The organism is Mucilaginibacter lutimaris (genome assembly GCF_042676625.1).
Classification (GTDB): domain Bacteria; phylum Bacteroidota; class Bacteroidia; order Sphingobacteriales; family Sphingobacteriaceae; genus Mucilaginibacter; species Mucilaginibacter lutimaris.
In genome coordinates this window covers 398630-418092 of sequence record NZ_JBHTIA010000003.1, presented here as the reverse complement: position 1 = coordinate 418092, position 19463 = coordinate 398630, and the positions used below count along the sequence as shown (strand labels likewise).

Sequence of the window (19463 nt, the reverse complement as noted above, 5' to 3'; positions counted from 1 at the left end):
CGAAATTATAACTTTACAATAGTTCCGCCGGCTGCTTCAATAGCTTTTTGTGCAGTAGCAGTAAATGCATGTGCTTTAACCTCTAATTTAGCTTTTAATTCGCCACGACCAAGGATTTTAACCAAATCGTTACGAGAAGCTAAACCGTGCTCTTTCAGGATATCGAAATCTACTGTAGACAGTGAGAATTTCTCAACCAGTTGTTGCAACACATCAAGGTTTACACCTGTGTACTCAACACGGTTAGGGTTTTTAAAACCAACCTTAGGCACACGGCGTTGTAATGGCATCTGGCCACCTTCAAAACCTACCTTAGTAGATGTACCTGAACGTGAACCGGCACCTTTATGGCCACGGGTTGATGTACCGCCACGGCCAGAACCTGTACCACGGCCAATTCTTTTTCTATTTTTAGTAGAACCTTCTGCAGGTTTAAGATTACTTAAATTCATGATATTAAATATTTTCTACTGCTACCAGGTGGTTAACTTTACGTACCATACCTATAATAGCCGCAGTGGCTTCAACTTCCACGCTGTGGTTAATTTTCTTAAGGCCTAAGGCCTCAACGGTTTTTTTCTGGCGCTCGCTTCTGTCGATAACGCTTTTAATTTGTGTTATTTTAATTTTCGACATGACTGATTATCCGTTAAATACTTTACCTAAACTAATACCGCGTTGTTGCGCTACAGTAACAGCATCACGTAATTGTGATAATGCCGATACGGTTGCTTTAACCACGTTGTGCGGGTTTGATGATCCTTTTGATTTTGCCAATACGTTATGTACACCGGCACTCTCTAATACCGCGCGCATTGCACCACCAGCTATTACACCGGTACCGTTTGCAGCAGGTTTTAAGAATACAAAACCACCAGAGAATTTACCTATTTGCTCATGAGGGATAGTGTTGTTGATAATTGGAACCTTTACCAGGTTCTTTTTAGCATCGTCAATACCTTTAGCGATAGCTTCGGTAACCTCTTTTGCTTTACCTAAACCGTAACCTACAACACCGTTCTCATCACCTACTACTACAATAGCAGAAAAGCTGAATGTACGGCCACCTTTGGTTACTTTGGCTACACGTTGTATGCTTACCAGGCGATCTTTCAATTCGATCTCGCTGGTTTTTACTCTTTTTATGTTGATTGTTGACATTTCCTGTTTCGATTAAAAGTTTAAACCACCTTCACGTGCACCTTCGGCCAATGATTTGATACGGCCATGGTACAGGTAACCATTCCTGTCAAACACTACATCTTTAATACCTGCGGCAATAGCCTTCTCAGCTACTAATTTACCTACAGCAACAGATTGGTCTGATTTGGTTGTACCACTTGCAACAAAATCTTTTGATAATGATGAAGCTGATACAATAGTTTTACCAGTAACATCGTCAATGATTTGTGCATAGATGCCTTTGTTGCTTCTGAATACAGATAAACGTGGGCGTGCTGTTGATCCTGAAAGGCGTTTTCTGATGCCTTTTTTAATCCTGTCTCTTCTTGATAATTTCATGACGATTATTTTTTAGATGCTGATTTACCTGCTTTTCTTCTCAATATTTCGCCAACAAACTTGATACCTTTACCTTTGTAAGGCTCCGGAGTACGTAACGAGCGTATTTTCGCCGCAACTTGTCCAATCAATTGTTTATCGTTTGATTCCAGGATGATGGTTGGGTTTTTACCCTTCTCAGCAGTGGTTGAAACTTTTATTTCTTCTGGTAATTGGAACACATAGTGGTGAGAGTAACCCAACACAAGGTCTAATGTATTGCCGGTGTTAGTTGCGCGGTAACCCACACCCACTAATTCCTGCTCTATTTTGTAACCGGTGGTTACACCAACAACCATGTTGTTTAAAAGCGAACGGTATAAACCGTGTAACGCTTTATGACGTTTTTGGTCCGAAGGGCGTTTTACTAATAATTCGCCACCTTCTTGCTCAATGATGATATCTCTATCAACTGCCTGTTGCAATTCACCTTTTGGGCCTTTAACAGTAACAACATTATCTGCTGATACGGTAACGGTAACTCCGCTGGCTAATGCTATAGGTGCTTTTCCTATTCTTGACATTGCTTAATTTCCTCCTATTAATAAACGTAGCATAAAACTTCGCCACCCACATTTTGTGCACGAGCTTCTTTATCGGTCATTACACCGTGAGAAGTCGATAAGATGGCGATACCTAAACCATTTAATACACGTGGCATGGTATCCATACCGGCGTATTTCCTCAAACCTGGTTTACTAACACGTGCTATGCTGCGTATAGCAGAAACTTTAGTTATTGGGTGGTACTTCAAAGCAACTTTAATTGTGCCTTGAGGGCCGTTATCCTCAAACTTGTAATTAGCAATGTAACCTTTTTCGAAAAGCACTTTAGTGATTTCCTTTTTCAGATTTGATGCAGGAATTTCAACAACCCTGTGGTTGGCTTTAATAGCATTCCTTACTCTTGTAAGATAATCTGCGATTGGATCTGTATTCATTATTATTGATTATGATAGTGGTTTCCTTCCCGGTAACATCCCGGGCGACCTTCTATCGGTTAAATTCTTATAAAATTCGAGCCGCGAAATTACAAAAAAATTCAAAACATATTGTAGTATGTTTTGAATTCAATTTCGTTCCCGATATTTTGCTTACCAGCTTGCCTTTTTAACACCTGGTATTTTACCAGCTAATGCCATATCACGGAATGTAACACGTGATATACCAAACTGGCGCATATAACCACGAGGGCGGCCGGTTAACTTGCAACGGTTGTGTAATTTAACCGGTGATGCGGCTTTAGGCAATTTGTCTAAACCTATGTAATCGCCAGCTGCTTTTAACGCTGCTCTTTTTTCAGCAAATTTTGCTACTAATTTGGCACGTTTTACTTCACGAGCCTTTACGCCTTCTTTAGCCATTGTTAGTTGGTGTTTGATTTTTAAATGGTAAACCAAATTGTTTCAGTAACTCCAATGCTTCAACATCGTTAGTTGCCGAGGTTACAAAGGTAATATCCATACCCTGGATCTTGTTAATCTTGTCAATGTTGATCTCCGGGAAGATGATCTGCTCTGATATACCTAAGGTATAGTTTCCTTTACCGTCAAAGCCTTTGTCGTTAATACCTTTAAAGTCACGTATACGTGGCAGGGCAACAGCAATTAAGCGGTCTAAGAACTCATACATGGTGTTATCACGTAAGGTTACACGTACACCTATTGGCATACCTTTACGTAATTTAAAGTTTGAGATATCCTTTTTAGATTTAGATGCAACAGCTTGCTGGCCGGTAATGGTTGTTAATTCGGTGATAGTGTTCTCGATAAGTTTTTTATCGGTAGTAGCACCGCCAACACCCTGGTTAATAGCAATTTTTTGCAACTTAGGAACCTGCATTACGCTTTTATAGGCAAACTTGTCTTTAAGCGCGGTGCGGATATCTTCCTTATATTTTGTTTTTAATCTTGGTACGTAAGTCATTACTTAATTTCCTCCCCTGATTTTTTTGATACTCTAACCAATTTGCCGGCATCGTTTAATTTACGGCCAACGCGGGTTGTTTTACCTGTTGAAGGTTCAACCAGTGCCAGGTTAGATATGTGTATAGCAGCCTCCTGCTTTACAATACCGCCGTTAGGGTTGGCTGCATTAGGCTTAGTGTGTTTTGATACCATGTTGGCACCTTCAACTACAGCCCTGTTCTTATCAATGATAACTTCAACTACCTTACCTTGCGATCCTTTAGAATCTCCGGCTATTACCTTAACTAAATCGCCCTTACGGATCTTTAATTTAGCTGGTTTTGTGTTTTTCTTTTCCATATTACAATACCTCCGGTGCTAATGATACAATTTTCATAAATTGTTTTTCACGTAATTCTCTGGCAACAGGGCCGAAAATACGTGTGCCCCTTGGCTCATCCTGGTTGTTTAACAAAACTGCTGCGTTATCGTCAAAGCGGATATATGAACCATCTTTCCTGCGGATCTCTTTCTTGGTTCTAACCACTACCGCTTTAGATACAGTACCTTTTTTAACGTTACCTGATGGTAAAGCGCTTTTTACGGTAACTACTATCTTATCGCCAATAGAAGCATATCTTTTACCGGTACCACCTAATACGCGTATTACTAAAACTTCTTTAGCACCGCTGTTATCGGCTACATTTAATCTTGATTCCTGTTGTACCATCTTATTTAGCCCTCTCTAAAATTTGAACTAATCTCCAGTTTTTGTTTTTGCTCAACGGACGGGTTTCCATAATCAATACGGTATCGCCAACACCACAGGTGTTAGCTTCGTCATGAGCCATAAATTTGGTAGTCTTCTTTACGAATTTACCATAGATGGGGTGTTTCACCTTCCGTTCTACAGCAACCACAATAGACTTTTCCATCTTATTGCTTACTACCAGGCCGGTACGTGTTTTTCTTAAATTTCTTTCCATTGTTTTCCGACGCTTAAAAATTAATTCTGTTCAGAAGCTGACGCCGCCTTGCGTTTTGTTAGTTCAGTAGTTAAACGAGCAATATCCTTACGCACTTTAGTAATGCGGGTTGGGTTCTCAATAGCCGAAACCGCATGCGCGAATTTCAGTTTAGTAAGAGTTGACTTTTCCTCGCTCAGTCTTGCTGACAATTCTTCGGTTGTAAGCTCTAAAATTTCTGAGTTCTTCATGTTCTTTATTGTTGTTGTAATGTTGGAAAGTTTAAATGTTTAATGTTACCTAATGGCGGCTGCAATAACCTTACAACCTTTCAACACTTACAACTTTCAACCTTAAATTTATGCTTCTACGTAATCCCTACGTGTTACAAATCTTGTTTGCACAGGTAACTTTTGTGCTGCCAGGCGTAAAGCCTCTTTGGCAACGTCCAAAGGCACACCCTCTGCTTCAAATATCATCCTGCCCGGGCGTACAACTGCAACCCAGTACTCTGGTGCACCTTTACCTTTACCCATACGTACCTCTGCAGGTTTTTTGGTTACAGGCTTGTCAGGGAATATCCTGATCCACACCTGGCCTTCACGTTTCATGAAACGTGTTACAGCGATACGTGCAGCCTCGATCTGGCGGCTGGTTATCCAGGCGGCTTCGAGTGATTTTATACCGAAAGATCCGAATGAAAGCTCAGTACCACGACTGGCTAAACCTTTCATCCTGCCTTTTTGCATCTTTCTGAACTTCGTTCTTTTTGGCTGTAGCATTTTATTAAGCTTTTATATCCTCACGGATATGTCTTTTCTAATTCTTGTTATCTTCTTCCCGGGCCACCTGGACGGTTACCACCACCTTGACCTGGACCACCCGGACGGCCACCACCTCTACGGTCGTTGTTACCGCCTGGCTTACGATCGCCTCTGCGCTCGCCACCTCTTTCGCCGCCACGTGCATTATCACGGCCGCCAAAACCTGGTGCGCCACCTTCAGGGCGTCCGCCTTTACCGCTTGCGCTGCTTGTACCGCCAATGTTTGGAGATAGATCGCGCTTGCCGTAAACCTCACCTTTACAGATCCATACTTTAACGCCTATTTTACCATAGGTAGTTAAGGCTTCTGCCAAAGCATAGTCAATATCGGCACGGAAAGTGTGCAAAGGAATTCTTCCTTCTTTATATTGTTCGGTACGTGCCATCTCAGCGCCACCTAAACGGCCTGATGTCATCACTTTAATCCCTTCGGCACCCATTCTCATGGTAGAAGCGATTGTAGTTTTCATGGCACGACGGAAAGAGATACGTGCTTCAAGTTGTTTAGCAATACCTTCGGCAACTAACTGGGCATCAAGCTCAGGGCGTTTTATTTCGAAGATGTTGATCTGAACATCTTTTTTTGTTAATTTTTTTAACTCTTCCTTGATCTTATCAACCTCGGCACCGCCTTTACCAATTACAATACCCGGACGGGCAGTGTGAATCGTTACAGTGATGCGTTTTAAAGTACGTTCTATAACTACTTTAGATACACCACCTTTATTGATACGTGCTGATAAGTATTTGCGGATCTTTTCGTCTTCAACTAATTTGTCGGCATAGTGATTTCCACCGAACCAATTAGAATCCCAACCGCGGATGATCCCTAACCTGTTACCTATTGGATGTGCTTTTTGTCCCATTTCAAATTAGTTGTTATCGTTTTTACTATCCACAATTAGAGTTACATGGTTAGAACGTTTGCGGATACGGAAACCTCTACCTTGTGGTGCAGGGCGTAACCTCTTTAACTGACGGCCACCACCTACTGATACTTCTTTAACAAACAGCAAATTATCCTCTAAGCGTTTTCCTTCGTTTTTTGCTTCCCAGTTTTTAATGGCTGATAACAAAAGTTTCTCTACGCGTATCGCAGCTTCTTTGTTTGTAAATTTTAAAGTGCTTAAAGCTTTGTTAACTTCAAGACCACGGATCAGATCAACCACCAAACGCATTTTGCGTGGTGAAGTTGGACAGTTCTGTAGTTTAGCAACCGAAGAGCCACCCACTACGAGTTTAGCCGCTTCTTTCTGTTGCCTGATCAATACAGACTTTTTGATTTTAGTTGTTGCTTCCATGCCTTATTTTTTCTTTTCTGCGTGACCGCGGAATGTGCGGGTTGGTGCAAATTCTCCCAACTTGTGACCAACCATGTTTTCTGTTACATACACAGGGATAAACTTGTTACCGTTGTGTACTGCGAATGTATGACCAACGAAATCAGGAGAGATCATGGAACGACGTGACCATGTTTTTACAACTGATTTTTTACTTGCATCATTCAAGGTAAGAACTTTTCTTTCCAGGTTATGATCTATGTAAGGTCCTTTTTTAATTGAACGTGCCATTATTATTTCTTCCTTCTTTCAATGATGTAACGATCTGATCCTTTTTTCTTGTCACGGGTTTTGTAGCCTTTAGCTAATAAACCTTTACGTGAACGTGGGTGACCACCTGATGAACGGCCTTCACCACCACCCATAGGGTGATCTACCGGGTTCATGGCAACACCACGAACGCGAGGGCGACGACCTAACCAACGTTTACGGCCTGCTTTACCCAACACCGCGTTTGCTTTTTCTCCGTTAGAAACGGTACCGATAGTTGCCAAACAAGTTGACAATATCATACGTGTTTCGCCTGAAGGCAATTTGATGATGGCGTATTTACCATCGCGTGCTGATAGCTGAGCGTAAGTACCGGCGCTGCGGGCAATAATACCACCCTGCCCCGGGTTTAACTCAATGTTGTGGATGATAGAACCTAAGGGAATGTTTTTCAAAGGCATGGTGTTACCAACCTCTGGTGCTGCAGTCTCGCCCGATACTACTATCGTACCAACTGTTAAGCCTTCCGGGGCTATCATGTATCGCTTTTCGCCATCAACAAAATGTAACAGGGCTATACGTGCAGATCTGTTTGGATCGTACTCAATAGTTGCAACCTTTGCAGGGATGTCAAATTTGTTACGTTTAAAATCAACTAACCTGTATGCTTGTTTATGGCCACCACCCAGGTAGCGCATAGTCATTTTACCGCTGTGGTTACGACCACCCGATCTTTTGTTCGCAGCTTCAACCAACGATTTTTCAGGAACGTTTGTTGTAATGTCCGAATTAGATACATCAATTCTGAAGCGGGTACCCGGTGTAACCGGTTTAAATCTCTTTACTGCCATCTCTATATTATATATTGCTGTAAAAATCTATTGTTTCACCATCCTTCAGCGTGATGATGGCTTTCTTATAAGTAGCCGCGCGGCCAGACACTGCACCTGCTTTTGTATTGCGGGTTTTAAGTTTGCCTACATATTTCATAGTATTAACTGCTGTAACGTTAACACCATACATAGCCTCAATAGCGCCTTTGATCTGAATTTTGTTAGCCCTGTGGTCAACTTTAAACGCGTAGCGGTTAAGTTTCTCAGTTAATTGAGCTACTTTTTCAGTAAGTAAGGGTTTCTTTAAAATTTCCATATTACTTAGCTAATGCTCCCTCCAAAGTTTTAACAGCGCCTGTTGTTAAGATTAATTTACCGGCGTTTAACACGTCATAAGTGTTTAACTGCTCAACGGTAATAACCTTGGTTTTTTTCAGGTTTCTGCTCGATAAATAAACGTTGTTATTTTCAACACCTGCTAATACTAATAACGTTTTATCGTTAGTAACATTCAGGTCGGCTTCCATTTGAACGTAAGTTTTGGTTTTGATAGCATCAAAGTTGAAATCTTCCAATACCAAAATGTTGTTATCTTTCGCTTTGTATGATAAAGCTGAAGCACGGGCCAATGATTTAAGCTTTTTGTTTAATTTAAAGCTGTAATCACGTGGCTGCGGACCGAAAACACGACCACCACCATTGAACAATGGAGATTTGATGCTACCGGCACGGGCGCCGCCTGTACCTTTTTGTTTATGTAATTTGCGGGTACTACCTGCAATTTCATTACGTTGTTTTGATTTGTGCGTACCCTGGCGTTGGTTAGCTAAGAACTGCTTTACATCTAAGTAAATAGCATGATCGTTTGGCTCTACTCCGAATACGGACTCAGGCAGCTGCACCTTGGCACCTGTTTCTTTACCTGATAGATTTAATACGTTGATTTCCATCTTATTTATCCACTATTACGAATGAACCCTTAGCTCCGGGGATTGAACCTTTAACTACAATTAGGTTTTGCTCTGCAAATACTTTAACTACTTCTAAGTTTTGTACTTTAACGCGAGCGTTACCTGTTTGACCCGCCATACGCATGCCTTTAAATACGCGAGATGGCCATGATGAAGCACCCAGTGAACCTGGTGCGCGTAAACGATTGTGCTGACCGTGAGTTTGCATACCCACACCACCAAAACCGTGACGCTTTACAACACCCTGAAATCCTTTACCTTTTGAAGTACCTACAACATCAACGTAATCGCCTGCGGCAAAAATCTCAACAGTAACAGTGTCACCAAGAGCTTTTTCCTCTTCGAATGTTTTAAATTCAACAAGTTTACGTTTTGGAGTAGTACCGGCTTTTTGGAAATGGCCTTTTAACGGGCCTGAGGTGTTTTTTTCCTTCTTCTCGCCATATGCTAACTGTACAGCTGCATAACCGTCTGTTTCAACAGACCTGATCTGGGTTACTACGCAAGGGCCAGCTTCGATTACAGTACAAGGAATGTTTTTCCCTGCTTCATCGAAAATGCTGGTCATTCCTACTTTTTTACCAATAATTCCTGACATTTTCTTTATTTTATTTGTGCCCATCGAAGCAGTAGGGCTTCGTTCAAGGCATATTATTTCCCCCTTAAGGGACGGCAAAGATAGAAACTTTACATTAATTTTCAAATAGTTATCAACTTATTTTTAAATAAATGTTTGGTAAAGGGAAATAGTTGGTTTTATGAGTTATAAGCTTGGAGTAGAACAAGGCACATACAACTATTTTAGAAGATTAGCTCGGTGACATTAAAGTGTAAATAAGAATTATAATGAATCAAGATCAAGGCTGTCTACCTGGGTATCAATTAAGTGTTACGTAATTATGTCTTTTAAAGCTTATATTTAATAAAAATTCAAGATGCGCTTAAAACTTATTCAAGATTTTGTAAATAATAATACAATTGAAAATTTAAAAGAATATAATAAATTTTTAATTGAGAAATTAAAAGATGCCTCTATTCAAAATAATAGAGTATCTACATATATGATTGCAGTAGTCATTCTATATCTTTTTTTTAAAGAATCTACTATTAAAGATGTTGATTTAAGCTTTATTAAAATAGAGAAATTTGTAATAATTGCCCAACTAACACCACCGCTTTTTAGCTTATTATTTTTATACTATTTGTTGTTAAATGCTCATCGAGCAGAAATGATTCAATTTTCAAGAATACTTACTTACGAATTATACCCTAATAGCCTTGAGAGTAAATCTTCAGTTGTTTATAGAGAAGCAAATACATTTGCGAGACTTATCCAACCCTATTCATTTTGGTTAGAAACTACCAAATGGGATATTGATGGTAAAGCAACTACTGGAGATGCTATTCTACGATTACCCGTGTTATTAATCGTACTTTCACCACTTATCTTTATAATTTACATTTTAAAGATTCTGTATTTTGAATATTGCGATCTAACTTTGTCAAAATACACATTTATATTTTCAATCTGGGTTACTATTTATACAATATACAACCTTTGGCGATTGTTGTATCAAAATTATAAATGGACGCAAGAAGTTTAATAGTATGGCTAACTGCTCATCAACCTTCGTATCAGTTCGGCACTTTGCTTATTTCCCTCTTCCAGCCTGTCGGCAAAAAAGGCCTGTACCTCGTTAAAGTGTTTTTTGTAGCCTTCCATGTCGCCGTAACCAATAATAGCGCTCCACTCCCGCACAGCCGAATGGAATTCCAGGTCGTCGCCGCGAATGGTTTTATCGTAAAGTGCGGTTTCTATTGATTCTTCTAACAATTCCTCATTCTTAAACAGGTATTCGGCAATGCCTAAACGTAAACGAAAGGGCGGCGTTTGGCAAATGAGGTTATCATAAGGGTTTACACCCAGGTGGTACCAGGCATCAACCATGCTTAATATACTCAGGTGCGAGTTTGGTTTTTGATGCCCGGCATCACGCGCCAGTGAAAACTCGCGCATAACGGCATCATTAAACATAATGGGCTTGCGGCTTTCGTGAAAAACAAAATCGCGCGCGCGGTAAAGGCGGTTCCTAAACTCCTGCTCCTCCTCCTTTATCATCAGCTTAAACAAGTCGGATTCTGATTCGGCGTAGCGCTTCACCTGCTGGCGCGCATAAGGGTTCAGGATGGCCAGACCCGCATAAACGTGCGCTTTATAGCTAAATATGCGCAACGTCGTCAGGATTTTTACGTTATCTATACCACCTATGTAAGAAGCATTCTCCCATGGGAAAAAACCGGCCGATTTCCATGCCGTGCCCATGCTCTCGAACCCAACGTGGGTTACGGCCTGGGTATCGGCTACAATTTTATCATGCTCATGGTAGTCGGGGATCTCTACAATGTCTGTCTCAACGGCGTTGAACAGATCGAGCATGCGCTGGTATGCATCTGCTTCGCTACGATGATTAATAAGGATCAGCTTTTGCCCTTTGGGATCAAAACCCGGGCCATGCATGGCATGAAAAGTGATGATCTGCGCATCGGCAGGCAGGTATTTTTCAAAGATGGCTATCTCAGGATGTTTTACAGATGTTTGCCCGGCCACTATAGCGCCATACTTGGTTGATGGGCCATACATGCCAACTACCTGCTCCAATTTATCGGCTTCAACAGAATATATAATTAGGTCGCTTACGCGCGATACATCTTTACCATCGTCCATCAGGCCTATGCCCAATGAGTTTAGTTCATTCTCCAGCCGTTCCCGGTTAAGGGGCATGTCGCAACCGCAAACCATGTAGCCCGCTTTTGCAAAAGCCTTGGCGTAAAGTTTGCCCATATCGCCTAAACCTATGATACCTATCCGCATAGTATAAAATAAAGGCCTAATATATGCTTTTTGCCAATTACAGCTTATTATATACAAGTATTACTTATGATGAATTGTAAAGATGATACCGAAACAAGCCATTTGTTTAAACAATATTTATAAACTTAAAATTAATTTGTTACGTTTAACATATTATACATTAAAAGCCTAAACCTATCTTATAACCCGAATACCTGTAACTATGACCAAGCTTTTAAATTTACGGATTACCTTATTAACTATAATTATTTTAACCGGCGCAGGCATCAGCCAAGCACAGGATTCAACAAAAAAGGTACCCGCCGCCAAACCAGTAGCTGTTAAACCTAAATATAGTACCTATAATAAACCGGTTGCCGCTACGCCAACATCAGGCACCGCAGCAGTACCGGCTACTGCCATACGCGTACAACCGCGCCCTGTACCTGTACAACAACCTGCCTCACCTGTTGATAAAAGCTTACGTGGCCAATACCAGTACCTGCTTACTAAAGTTTATAATTATCAGCAGCCCCTGGTTGCCGCTTTGTTTAAAAATTATAACGATACGCTTAGCACCACGCGCAAACAATTAAAAGCAGCACAGGCTACTGTTGCCGAACAGGCAAAAACTATAGATACATTAAAAAAATCGTCAGCGGGTAAAGACCAGGCAGTGGCCGAATCAAAAGCTAAGGTTGATGAAGTAAGCCTTGCCGGCATCCCCCTTACCAAAAGCACCTACAACTTAATTATGTGGGGCTTGGTAATTGGTTTCGGCGCAATAGCAGCTATAGTAATAGCCCGTAGCGGCAGCCACAGTCGCGAAGCCAGTTACCGCATTAAGCTTTATAACGAGCTTGAGGAAGAGTACAAAGCCTACAAAACCAAAGCCAACGAAAAAGAAAAGAAACTTGCCCGCGAGTTGCAAACCGAACGTAATAAAAACGATGAGCTATTAGGTAATGGTTAAACCATTAAATAAAGCATTCCTATTTGGCTGGAACCCCATTAAGTTCAAATGGGAAGATATAGATGAGGACATTGCCAAGTTAAAAGCAACCGGCGAGCTCGTTGACAACTGGAGCGTTGCCAGCCATAAAACTATTTCCATTGGCGACCGCGCGTATCTGGTACGTTTAGGTGCCGAACCACGGGGTATATTCGGGTCAGGCCATATTGAGTCTGAACCTTACCTGGCATCACGCAACGGGCGCACCCATCATCGTATAAACATAGGTATTGATGCATTGCTTAACCCTGATAAAGAACGCATCCTTACTTTCGACATTCTTAAAACCGGCAACCTTGCAGAACAAACCTGGGCACCTCAGGCATCTGGAATATCCATACGGCCGCAGCTTGTTGAAGAATTGGAGGGCGTGTGGCTGGATTTTTTATCTGATACTTATTACGGGCAGTTGTAATTTTGTCCCTTTTTAGGGGTTAGGGGATTGTCGCAACCGCCACCTTAACTTGTCGCTTTTACGCATTTGCAGAACGAGTTCAGCACAGCTTCGAAGAGCTTGATGGCCACCATTGGAAATTCGTGTGGATGGATCCTAACGGCATCCACAGCATTAATAAAGAATCTATGCGTCCAGATCAAGTAAAAGCTATAAAGGCCAACCATTAACGGTTGGCTTTTATATTATTGGATCTTGCCTATTATCCCAAAAGAAATGTATTTCAATTTCTCGGTCTTTCACTTCGTATAGAAATGAACAATTAGCATGTACAACGCATTTTCTTAAAGTTGCATCTTGAGCCAATGCCTGATAGATAAATGGAGTTTCTTGGATAATTCCAATCTGTTTATAAACCCTCAACTCGAAATCAGCAGCTATATTTGCACCCCATCTCGAATGACTTTGTTCGAATATCAAATCATATGTTTCAACTGCATGTGCTGAAAAAGCTATTGAATATTCCATCTATAAAGCCTTGCTCCTGCTTTTGAATTCCTCGAAAGTCATAGTTCGGCCCGCTTTAAAATCCTCCCTGCTTTTTTGTATTCCTTTAAGTACATGCTCGGGCAACTCAGTTGTTGGATCATCTTTAATAAACGATATATCCAAAGCTTCTAAAAAAGCTTTCACTATTTTTGCCTGTTCATCAGTTGGGTTTATAACAAATGTGCTCATATTCAAATATACAAAAATTGAATTTTACAAAAAAAGCCATTCTTTTTCAAGAATGGCTTTTGTATAGATCTTCCGGTACTATCACACTTTGATCTCAACTTCAACACCGCTTGGCAATTCAAGCTTCATTAGCGCATCTACAGTTTTAGAGTTTGAGCTGTAGATATCCAATAAACGTTTGTAAGAACATAACTGGAATTGCTCACGTGCTTTCTTGTTAACGTGTGGTGAACGTAAAACAGTGAAAATTTTCTTTTCGGTTGGTAACGGAAGTGGTCCGCTAACTACAGCGCCTGTTGGCTTTACTGTTTTAACGATCTTCTCGGCTGATTTGTCAACCAAGTTGTAATCGTACGATTTTAATTTGATCCTGATTCTTTGGCTCATTTTGTTTTTGTTTTAAACCACCCTAAGAGCTATTTATTAGGATGATTGGTTTATTTTATAAGTTGATTGGTAACTACTATAATTCCCAATCAACTAATTTTTATTACTTAGTCTACAGATACTTGGCGTTTACCTTTGTTTTTGGCAACAACCTCGTCTTGTACGTTACGCGGAGCCGGTTCGTAGTGATCAAACTCCATGGTTGATGTTGCACGGCCTGAAGTGATAGTACGTAATTGCGTTACGTAACCAAACATTTCAGAAAGTGGCACCATAGCTTTAATTACTTGTGAGCCGTTACGGGTATCCATACCTTGAAGCTGACCACGACGACGGTTCATGTCACCAATAACGTCACCCATGTTCTCTTCAGGGGTTAAGATCTCGATCTTCATGATAGGCTCTAACAATACCGGTTTACATTTTGGCAATGCTTCGCGGTAAGCAGAACGACCAGCGATCTCGAATGATAACGCGTCCGAATCGACAGCGTGGAATGAACCATCTATCAAACGTACTTTTAAGTTGGTAAGCGGGTAACCGGCCAATACACCATTATCCATAGCAGCTTTAAAGCCTTTCTCTACAGATGGGATAAACTCGCGAGGGATAGAACCACCAACAATTTCGTTAACAAATTCTAAACCTTCTTTACCTTCTTCTCCCGGAGAAATAACAACCTGTATATCGGCAAATTTACCACGACCACCGGTTTGTTTCTTGTAAGTTTCGCGGTGTTGAGTAGAACCGGTAATAGCCTCTTTGTAAGCTACCTGTGGGGCACCTTGGTTAACCTCTACTTTAAACTCACGTTTTAAGCGGTCCATCAAAATGTCGAGGTGTAACTCACCCATACCAGATATAACAGTTTGACCTGTTTCCTGATCTGTTTGTACGCGGAAGGTTGGATCCTCTTCGGCCAGTTTACCTAAAGCGATACCTAATTTATCAACGTCGGCCTGAGTTTTAGGCTCAATTGCCAAACCGATAACCGGATCAGGGAATACCATTGATTCCAGAACCAATTTGTGTTTCTCATCGCAAAGGGTATCACCGGTTTTAATATCTTTAAAGCCCACTACCGCAGCAATATCACCTGCACCTACATTAGGTATAGGGTTTTGCTTGTTAGCGTGCATTTGGAATATACGGCTAATACGCTCTTTGTTATCAGAACGCATGTTATAAACATACGAACCTGCATCAAGGTTACCGGAGTAAACACGGATAAAACACAAACGGCCTACAAATGGGTCTGTAGCGATTTTAAATGCTAAAGCTGCAAACGGCTCTTTAACATCCGGTTTAACTAATATCTCGGCTCCCGTGTCAGGGTCAGTACCAACAACACCTTTTGAATCCAGTGGCGAAGGCATTAACTCCATCACGTAATCCAACATGGTTTGTACACCTTTGTTCTTGAATGAAGAACCACAAGTCATCGGAACAATTTTACCGGCCAATGTAGCCTGGCGTAAAGCGTCTAATACTTCGCGCTCGGTAATAGTGGTTGGGTCGTCAAAGAATTTCTCCATCAACGTATCATCAAAATCAGCTACGGCTTCAAGTAATTTTTCTCTCCACTCGGTAGCTTCTTCCAGCATATCGTCAGGGATTGGCACTTCGGTAAAGGTCATACCTTTATCGTGCTCATTCCAAACCACACCACGGAAGTTGATCAGATCAACCACACCTTTAAACTGGTCTTCGGCACCAATAGGTAATTGCAACGGGATAGCAACACTGCCCAACATTTCTTTAACCTGTTTTACCACGTTAAGGAAGTCTGCACCGCTACGGTCCATTTTGTTAACAAAACCAATACGGGGCACGTTGTAGTTGTTAGCCAAACGCCAGTTAGTTTCTGACTGTGGCTCAACACCGTCAACCGCGCTAAATAAGAACACCAAGCCATCCAATACACGTAATGAACGGTTTACCTCTACGGTAAAGTCCACGTGTCCTGGCGTATCAATAATGTTCATGTGGTAATTTTGGTTGCGGTACTTCCAGTTAACGGTAGTTGCAGCCGATGTAATGGTAATACCACGCTCCTGCTCTTGTGCCATCCAGTCCATAGTAGCTGCACCTTCGTGCACCTCGCCTATTTTGTGGCTTACACCGGCATAGTATAATATACGCTCGGTAGTGGTGGTTTTACCGGCATCAATGTGAGCGGCAATACCAATGTTTCTTGTATATTTTAGATCTCTTGACATTTCTTTTATTTTTTGGATCTCACTGATGTTACTTAATGATTACACCGATAATGCAATCATAACAAAATCGGTGTAATCGAATATTAAATCTGTGTAATCCTTTTTTTAGAATCTGAAGTGTGAGAACGCTTTGTTGGCTTCAGCCATTTTGTGCGTATCTTCTTTTTTCTTCACAGCAGCACCCTCACCTTTAGCGGCAGATATGATCTCACCTGCTAATTTCTCCATCATGGTTTTTTCACCACGACGACGGGCATAGCTGATCAACCATTTCATACCTAAGGCTACTTTACGCTCGGGGCGAACCTCGGTAGGTACCTGGAAGTTAGCACCACCAACACGGCGGCTTTTAACCTCTACAGCAGGCATCACGTTGTTCAAAGCTTTTTTCCAGCTGTCTAAGCCGTTTTCGCTTGTTTTTTTCTCTACAATTTCAATAGCGTTGTAGAAAATGGTGTAAGCGGTAGATTTTTTACCGTCAAACATCATGTTATTTACAAACCTGGTTACCAAAATATCATTGAATTTTGGATCAGGAAGAAGGATTCTCTTTTTTGGTTTCGACTTTCTCATTTTTACTATCCTCCTTTAATTATTTCTTTTTACCTTTTGCTGGAGCCGCTGCTGCTTGTCCTGGTTTAGGGCGCTTAGTTCCATATTTTGAACGACGTTGGTTACGACCGGCTACGCCAGAAGTATCTAACGCACCACGGATGATGTGGTAACGTACACCCGGTAAGTCTTTAACACGACCACCGCGGATCAAAACAATAGAGTGTTCCTGTAAGTTGTGGCCTTCACCAGGGATGTAGGCGTTAACTTCTTTACCATTTGTAAGGCGCACACGTGCAACTTTACGCATTGCTGAGTTTGGTTTTTTAGGGGTAGTGGTGTATACACGGGTACACACGCCTCTTCGCTGTGGACAGCTGTCCAACGCTGGCGACTTACTCTTGTCAACCAGAGCTACTCTACCTTTTCTAACTAATTGTTGAATAGTAGGCATTCTTTGCTTTTTGTTTTTACAGTTTTATCCTTATTTTAAGGACTGCAAAGGTAGGTACTATTTTTTGATTTTCAAGTGCTTAAAAGAAAAAGTTTTTTGTAATGGGTTGAGGGAGTGGAGGGAGTGAGTGGATGTTATTAGAAATTGCTTGTTAACAGCCTTTTTCAGCGATAGTGAATAACTTTAAAATCGAATGATATGTAAAGCAGTTATAGTGGTGCTATCTTCCGCCAGCCCCGCTTTTCGCTTTTACTGCACAGGCTTGGGGCGCTGGCCGGTATCCGCTGCAATAGGGTTTAGTTATTCAAGGGTTACTTAAATGGTAAATGAGAAATAAATACATCTGGATTGAACCCTTCTTGATCTAAAGTATAATAGAAAGCTGATGCCCACTCATCGGCTTTTTCAACTTTGGGTCCAAATGTTATTTTTTTAATTAGCGGATTGACCTCAACTAACTCCAAATATACTCTTGGTGGCACAAACTCATTATTAATTATTTTATTTAAACCAGTTCCTTTAACTATTAATCTTAATTCGTGTTCATATTCGTATTCAGCACTTTTAAATAAAAAGGCGATTCCATTTAACAACGAAATTATATCTTTTAAATCTTTATTATCATTTTCATCTAAAAATCCTTTTACAGTTTTTAGCAATTCAACCATTAATTTGTTTAGACTTGCCTCATCTTTCTTGGGAGCACCTGGAATTGTAAAATGATCCTTGGTACCCTTTCTTCTATATGCAACTTTAAAAAAACTAAACTCTTCATCAATCTTCTCAGCATTGTTGTTGTCAACATTTAATAATTCTCTTACACTTTCTAAAAAGCCTATCCTATCAATTGTTATCGCACACCCTCGTGCCTCTACTTTATCCTCTTTCCCATACATTCTCCATAGAGTCAGATCATCATGTTTACTTTCCGAAACGAAACTGCCTATAAATGGTTTAATTGCAAACGGTTGAGCTACTGTATCACCGTATTTAAAAACTTTAGTATTAAAGGAGGGTAAGAAGTTAAATAATTCACGCCCTTCTGATGTATCATTGAGATATGTGCCTTCTGACAATCTAAATTTACTCTTGTTAAGAATTAGTGCTTTGGTTACAGAAAACCCTGTATAATGTGTCACACATACCTCTTTATAAAGCAATAGTTTTTTTATTGAGTCTACCAATTCATTTACAACACTGTAGCCTGGGCTTTTTAAAACTTTAGTTAAATCAATTAATTTATTTTTTGCCAATGATCCAAAATAATCTCTTTCGCCTTGTGATAATTCTATCCTTTTCTGATAATTTAAGATTGCCTTGTCATACTCTTCAATCTTTTCATACAACTTAGCTCGATTAAAGTACGCAGCCTTATATTTAGAATCGATTTTTAATGATTTATTGTAAAACTTCAAAGCATTTTTGTAATCTTTCAAGTCGCTGTAAGTATTACCTAATCCATTGTAGGCGTATGCCGCACTACCATCAAGTGAAATTGCCTTTTTGTAGCTATCAATCGCTTTTTTATAATCTTTAGCTTGCCTATATAAATTCCCTAAACTATTATATGATGTAGAAAAGCTTGGATCAATTTTTAATGCTTTGTTATAAAATTCTACAGCTTTGCTATATTCTCTTAATTTGGCATAAGCATTACCCAATCCATGCCAAGAGTAGGGAGATTCTGGGTTTATTTCGATTGATTTTTGATGATAAAGAATTGAATTATTGTAATCTTTTAAATCAAAATAAATACTTCCTAATCCACTATACGAAAAAAATGAATATGGGTCGTAGGAAATTGCCCTGTTATACATTTCAATGGCTTTATCGTATTTTTTTTCTTGCCAGTAACATCCACCTTTCAGGCTTATTGCTTTAGAATTTTGAGGATCAATCTCTAACGCAAACTCAGCCATTTCAAAACATAAATCATATTTTTTTAATCTCCAAAATGCTAAAGCTTTTTCTGCATATAAATCAGGGCTGTTGAATTTTTTGAGCAAAGCATCGGTTAGAAAATTAGTGATTTCTAAATACTCTTTACGATGCATTAGTGCTATTACTTCATTTAGCAAATCTTTAAGAGATAACATAAATAGCTTGAGATAAGGTTACGAATGTTAAATATAAAAAACAACAGACAAATTTCATAAATGTCATTTCAAGATTACAATAAACTTTGCTTGGACTTAAAGTCAACAAATATTAACCTCATAATGCATTTCCATTTTTTAATTTTTTCAA

31 protein-coding genes are annotated in these 19463 nt (G+C 40.2%); 3 read left to right on the top strand and 28 right to left on the bottom strand.

Annotated elements, in window-relative coordinates:
• Positions 1-5: 5 nt before the first annotated feature.
• From rplO to rplC, 20 genes are all read right to left on the bottom strand, one after another.
• On the bottom strand, positions 6-452 hold the full coding sequence (rplO, locus tag ACFQZI_RS02645; RefSeq protein ID WP_377138080.1) for a 50S ribosomal protein L15: 447 nt from the start codon (positions 450-452) through the stop codon (positions 6-8).
• Positions 453-456: 4 nt separating this feature from the next.
• Positions 457-636 (bottom strand): 50S ribosomal protein L30, encoded by a 180-nt coding sequence (rpmD, locus tag ACFQZI_RS02640; protein WP_067059736.1) that lies wholly within the window; start codon positions 634-636, stop codon positions 457-459.
• Between the two features lie 6 nt (positions 637-642).
• Positions 643-1161, bottom strand: coding sequence for a 30S ribosomal protein S5 (gene rpsE / locus ACFQZI_RS02635; RefSeq protein WP_138806717.1), 519 nt, complete (start codon positions 1159-1161; stop codon positions 643-645).
• A gap of 12 nt (positions 1162-1173) precedes the next feature.
• On the bottom strand, positions 1174-1521 hold the full coding sequence (gene rplR / locus ACFQZI_RS02630) for a 50S ribosomal protein L18 (protein ID WP_129876204.1): 348 nt from the start codon (positions 1519-1521) through the stop codon (positions 1174-1176).
• Between the two features lie 5 nt (positions 1522-1526).
• Positions 1527-2084, bottom strand: a complete 558-nt coding sequence (rplF, locus tag ACFQZI_RS02625) for a 50S ribosomal protein L6 (RefSeq protein ID WP_377138077.1) — start codon at positions 2082-2084, stop codon at positions 1527-1529.
• A 17-nt stretch (positions 2085-2101) separates the two neighbouring features.
• Positions 2102-2500, bottom strand: coding sequence for a 30S ribosomal protein S8 (gene rpsH, locus ACFQZI_RS02620; protein WP_449288972.1), 399 nt, complete (start codon positions 2498-2500; stop codon positions 2102-2104).
• A 153-nt stretch (positions 2501-2653) separates the two neighbouring features.
• A complete protein-coding gene (gene rpsN / locus ACFQZI_RS02615) occupies positions 2654-2923 on the bottom strand; it encodes a 30S ribosomal protein S14 (protein ID WP_377138075.1) in 270 nt (89 codons plus the stop codon).
• Positions 2916-3485, bottom strand: a complete 570-nt coding sequence (rplE, locus tag ACFQZI_RS02610; protein WP_377138073.1) for a 50S ribosomal protein L5 — start codon at positions 3483-3485, stop codon at positions 2916-2918. The genes rpsN and rplE overlap by 8 nt, the downstream gene beginning before the upstream one ends.
• On the bottom strand, positions 3485-3826 hold the full coding sequence (gene rplX / locus ACFQZI_RS02605) for a 50S ribosomal protein L24 (RefSeq protein WP_377138071.1): 342 nt from the start codon (positions 3824-3826) through the stop codon (positions 3485-3487). The genes rplE and rplX overlap by 1 nt, the downstream gene beginning before the upstream one ends.
• A gap of 1 nt (position 3827) precedes the next feature.
• Positions 3828-4196: a 50S ribosomal protein L14 gene (rplN, locus tag ACFQZI_RS02600; protein ID WP_073405786.1), complete on the bottom strand. Its 369-nt coding sequence runs from the start codon at positions 4194-4196 to the stop codon at positions 3828-3830.
• 1 nt (position 4197) lies between these two features.
• Complete coding sequence (rpsQ, locus tag ACFQZI_RS02595) at positions 4198-4452, bottom strand: 30S ribosomal protein S17 (protein WP_129876199.1); 255 nt, start codon at positions 4450-4452, stop codon at positions 4198-4200.
• A 20-nt stretch (positions 4453-4472) separates the two neighbouring features.
• Positions 4473-4682, bottom strand: a complete 210-nt coding sequence (gene rpmC, locus ACFQZI_RS02590; protein ID WP_377138069.1) for a 50S ribosomal protein L29 — start codon at positions 4680-4682, stop codon at positions 4473-4475.
• A 108-nt stretch (positions 4683-4790) separates the two neighbouring features.
• Positions 4791-5213: a 50S ribosomal protein L16 gene (gene rplP / locus ACFQZI_RS02585; protein ID WP_129876197.1), complete on the bottom strand. Its 423-nt coding sequence runs from the start codon at positions 5211-5213 to the stop codon at positions 4791-4793.
• Between the two features lie 47 nt (positions 5214-5260).
• Positions 5261-6121: a 30S ribosomal protein S3 gene (gene rpsC, locus ACFQZI_RS02580; protein ID WP_377138067.1), complete on the bottom strand. Its 861-nt coding sequence runs from the start codon at positions 6119-6121 to the stop codon at positions 5261-5263.
• 6 nt (positions 6122-6127) lie between these two features.
• Positions 6128-6556, bottom strand: coding sequence for a 50S ribosomal protein L22 (gene rplV, locus ACFQZI_RS02575; protein WP_377138065.1), 429 nt, complete (start codon positions 6554-6556; stop codon positions 6128-6130).
• A gap of 3 nt (positions 6557-6559) precedes the next feature.
• Entirely contained in the window at positions 6560-6826 is a 267-nt protein-coding gene (rpsS, locus tag ACFQZI_RS02570) for a 30S ribosomal protein S19 (RefSeq protein WP_067059750.1), read from the bottom strand.
• Between the two features lie 2 nt (positions 6827-6828).
• Entirely contained in the window at positions 6829-7656 is an 828-nt protein-coding gene (gene rplB / locus ACFQZI_RS02565) for a 50S ribosomal protein L2 (RefSeq protein ID WP_377138062.1), read from the bottom strand.
• A 7-nt stretch (positions 7657-7663) separates the two neighbouring features.
• Complete coding sequence (rplW, locus tag ACFQZI_RS02560; RefSeq protein WP_121245911.1) at positions 7664-7954, bottom strand: 50S ribosomal protein L23; 291 nt, start codon at positions 7952-7954, stop codon at positions 7664-7666.
• A gap of 1 nt (position 7955) precedes the next feature.
• Positions 7956-8588: a 50S ribosomal protein L4 gene (rplD, locus tag ACFQZI_RS02555; RefSeq protein WP_377138060.1), complete on the bottom strand. Its 633-nt coding sequence runs from the start codon at positions 8586-8588 to the stop codon at positions 7956-7958.
• Position 8589: 1 nt separating this feature from the next.
• A complete protein-coding gene (rplC, locus tag ACFQZI_RS02550; protein WP_377141717.1) occupies positions 8590-9207 on the bottom strand; it encodes a 50S ribosomal protein L3 in 618 nt (205 codons plus the stop codon).
• A 337-nt stretch (positions 9208-9544) separates the two neighbouring features.
• Between rplC and ACFQZI_RS02545 the strand changes: the two genes are divergently transcribed.
• Positions 9545-10213, top strand: coding sequence for a hypothetical protein (locus tag ACFQZI_RS02545; protein WP_377138058.1), 669 nt, complete (start codon positions 9545-9547; stop codon positions 10211-10213).
• Positions 10214-10221: 8 nt separating this feature from the next.
• Here ACFQZI_RS02545 and ACFQZI_RS02540 read toward each other — a convergent pair whose 3' ends face one another.
• A complete protein-coding gene (locus ACFQZI_RS02540; RefSeq protein ID WP_377138056.1) occupies positions 10222-11481 on the bottom strand; it encodes an NAD(P)-binding domain-containing protein in 1260 nt (419 codons plus the stop codon).
• Between the two features lie 202 nt (positions 11482-11683).
• Here ACFQZI_RS02540 and ACFQZI_RS02535 point away from each other — a divergent pair, with 202 nt between their 5' ends.
• Both ACFQZI_RS02535 and ACFQZI_RS02530 read left to right on the top strand, forming a co-directional pair.
• Complete coding sequence (locus tag ACFQZI_RS02535) at positions 11684-12433, top strand: hypothetical protein (protein WP_377138054.1); 750 nt, start codon at positions 11684-11686, stop codon at positions 12431-12433.
• Positions 12426-12887 carry a hypothetical protein gene (locus tag ACFQZI_RS02530; RefSeq protein ID WP_377138052.1) on the top strand — a complete coding sequence of 154 codons (462 nt, stop codon included), beginning with the start codon at positions 12426-12428 and terminating at the stop codon, positions 12885-12887. The genes ACFQZI_RS02535 and ACFQZI_RS02530 overlap by 8 nt, the downstream gene beginning before the upstream one ends.
• Before the next feature lie 219 nt (positions 12888-13106).
• On the opposite strand, the gene ACFQZI_RS02525 is transcribed toward ACFQZI_RS02530, so the two are convergent.
• The 7 genes from ACFQZI_RS02525 to ACFQZI_RS02495 form a co-directional block, all read right to left on the bottom strand.
• Complete coding sequence (locus tag ACFQZI_RS02525) at positions 13107-13394, bottom strand: type II toxin-antitoxin system RelE/ParE family toxin (protein WP_377138050.1); 288 nt, start codon at positions 13392-13394, stop codon at positions 13107-13109.
• On the bottom strand, positions 13395-13604 hold the full coding sequence (locus tag ACFQZI_RS02520) for a DUF2683 family protein (RefSeq protein ID WP_377138048.1): 210 nt from the start codon (positions 13602-13604) through the stop codon (positions 13395-13397).
• 81 nt (positions 13605-13685) lie between these two features.
• Positions 13686-13991, bottom strand: coding sequence for a 30S ribosomal protein S10 (rpsJ, locus tag ACFQZI_RS02515; protein WP_022830652.1), 306 nt, complete (start codon positions 13989-13991; stop codon positions 13686-13688).
• 107 nt (positions 13992-14098) lie between these two features.
• Positions 14099-16210, bottom strand: a complete 2112-nt coding sequence (gene fusA, locus ACFQZI_RS02510; protein ID WP_377138046.1) for an elongation factor G — start codon at positions 16208-16210, stop codon at positions 14099-14101.
• Positions 16211-16315: 105 nt separating this feature from the next.
• Entirely contained in the window at positions 16316-16783 is a 468-nt protein-coding gene (gene rpsG, locus ACFQZI_RS02505) for a 30S ribosomal protein S7 (RefSeq protein WP_377138044.1), read from the bottom strand.
• Positions 16784-16802: 19 nt separating this feature from the next.
• Positions 16803-17216, bottom strand: a complete 414-nt coding sequence (gene rpsL, locus ACFQZI_RS02500; protein WP_002993550.1) for a 30S ribosomal protein S12 — start codon at positions 17214-17216, stop codon at positions 16803-16805.
• 311 nt (positions 17217-17527) lie between these two features.
• The gene (locus ACFQZI_RS02495) at positions 17528-19312 is read right to left on the bottom strand and encodes a tetratricopeptide repeat protein (RefSeq protein ID WP_377138042.1); all 1785 of its coding nucleotides are present in this window, start codon (positions 19310-19312) and stop codon (positions 17528-17530) included.
• Positions 19313-19463: the final 151 nt, after the last annotated feature.